The 2,147-nt window shown below is 71.8% G+C and carries 2 protein-coding genes; both read left to right on the top strand.

Annotation, left to right across the window (positions count from 1 at the left end; genetic code table 11):
* Nucleotides 1-1,629: P-loop NTPase family protein (locus ACTIR_RS21535; protein WP_052583701.1), on the top strand; the 1,629-nt coding region annotated here is incomplete at its 5' end.
* Nucleotides 1,626-2,147 (top strand): GTPase family protein (locus ACTIR_RS0103670; protein WP_026453260.1); only part of this gene is annotated, 522 nt, incomplete at its 3' end. The genes ACTIR_RS21535 and ACTIR_RS0103670, both read left to right, overlap by 4 nt.

Genomic DNA, 2,147 nt, shown 5'->3' with positions numbered 1-2,147 from the left:
CCCGCCTCGCGGACCGGCTCCCGGTTGCCGATCCCGGCCGGGTGGCACTCCGTCGGCACCCCGCTCGACAGCCTCGTGCTGGAGGGCCCCGCGCTCGCCGATCCCCCCTCGGAGGAGGCGGCCCGGCGAACCCCGGTCGACGTCGACGCGGCCACCGCGGAGGCGAACCGGCGTGCCGACGTGCGCCGGGTCGAGATCGGGCTCCCGCGCAAACTCCTCGAGTCCGGTCTGACGCTCATCGACACCCCGCCGGTCGGGCCGGACGCCTCGGCCGCCGAGCACACCCGCGCGGCACTGTCGATGGTGCCGCAGGCCGACGCGGTACTGCTGATCACCGACGTGACGCGGGAACCGTCCGAGCCCGAGTGCGACCTCGCGACCCAGGTCTTCACCCTCTGCCCGAACGCCGCCGTGGTCTTCACCAAGACCGACCTGGTGCCGGAGTGGGAGCGGATCGCCGAACGCACCCGTGCCCGGCTGGCGAGCCGGGGGATGCCCGCCACCGTGTTCGGGGTGTCGGCGTCGTTGCGGATGGTGGCGGCCGAGTCGAACGACGCGGACCTCAACCAGGAGTCGGGCTATCCCGCCCTGATCTCCTACCTGCACAAGGACCTGATGGGCAACATCGCCCAGGTGCGGAAACGGTCGGTGGGCGCGCTGAGCAGGCTGGCGTTGGAGCGCCTGGTCGTACCGCTGCGGGAGCGGCTCACCGAGGTGCAGCAGGGCGGCAACGAGGAGCTCAGCGCCAAGTACCGCGCGGCCAGCCAGAAGCTCGAGGAGGTGCAGCGGGAGTCGTCCCGGTGGCAGACGATGCTCTCGGACGAGGTCGCCGACCTCAACGCGGACCTGGACTACGACCTGCGCGACCGCACCCGGCGCATCCTGCGGGAGGCCGACGAGTACTTCGACACGGCGGACCCGGTCAAGGACTGGCCGGAGTTCGAGCAGTGGTTGCGGGAGAACCTGCGCACGGCGGCGGAGGCGAACTCGACGTGGCTGCTCGACCGGTTCGAGTACATCGCCCACCGACTCGCCGCCGCGATCATGCCGCGGGATCCGGGACTGTTCGCGTCGGACGCGGTGCTGACCGACGTCCCCCGTGAGGAGATCGAGGACCTCAAGATGCCGACCGTCGAGAAGTTCACGGTCGGGCAGAAACTCTTCACCGGGATGCGGGGCTCCTACGGTGGTCTGCTCATGTTCGGGCTCGCGACCTCGCTGGCCGGGATGGAGCTGATCAACCCGATCTCGATCAGTGCGGGTGTCGCGTTCGGCGCCAAGAGTGTGCTGGAGGAGCGCGAGACCCGGCTTAAACGCCGACAGGCCACGGCCCGCACGGCGGCGCACCGGCACGTGGACGACTTCTTCCTCGCCTACGGGAAGCAGAGCAAGGACACCGTACGGCTGATCCAGCGGGAGCTGCGGGACCGCTGCAACGCCGTCGCGCAGGAACTGCGCACCGAGATCAGCGACACCGCCCAGCGCATCAAGCAGGTCATGGAGAACGAGACCGCCGAGCGCAACACCGCCGCGCGGCAACTCGCCAAGCGGATCGAGGAGCTGGAGGTGCTGCGCAGACGGGCCGACGCACTGGCGCCGAAGTCGCCGGTGCGGGAGCTGAGCGCGTGAGCGAGCTGGCCGACCGCGCCTGGGCCCTGTTGAACCGGGCGCACGAGGTGTACGCGGACAGTCCGCGGGCGACGAACTGGCTGCGGCGGCACCTCGCGCGGTTCTCCGAACCACTGCGCGTCGCCGTGCTCGGTGCGCGCGGCTCGGGGCGCACGACGCTGGTGGGCGCCCTGATCGGGGAGCACGTGCCCGAGCCCGCGGACGGCAGGCCGGTGACCTGGCACCATGTGCCCGCCGAGCGGACCCACCCGGAGTTGACGGTGCTCGACGTCGCCCCGGCCGAGGACGGGGACGAGTCCCGGGTGGTGGAGTCGGTCGGCATGGAGGCCGACGCGGTGCTGTACCTGGTCGGGCACCCGCACAACAGCGACCTGTCCGTGTTGCGCGGCGCGCAGGAACACCCCCACGCGCGGGTGGCCGCGGTGAACACGCTGCTCGTGCTCGCCCGCGCGGACGAACTGGGCGGCGGCAGGGCGGACGCGCTGGCCTCGGCCCGGCAGGTGGCACGTCGGTGCGTG

This window comes from Saccharomonospora iraqiensis subsp. iraqiensis (assembly GCF_000430445.1).
GTDB lineage: Bacteria > Actinomycetota > Actinomycetes > Mycobacteriales > Pseudonocardiaceae > Saccharomonospora > Saccharomonospora iraqiensis.
Note: the sequence above shows the minus strand (reverse complement) of the source record. Positions and strands in the feature narration are given on the sequence as shown.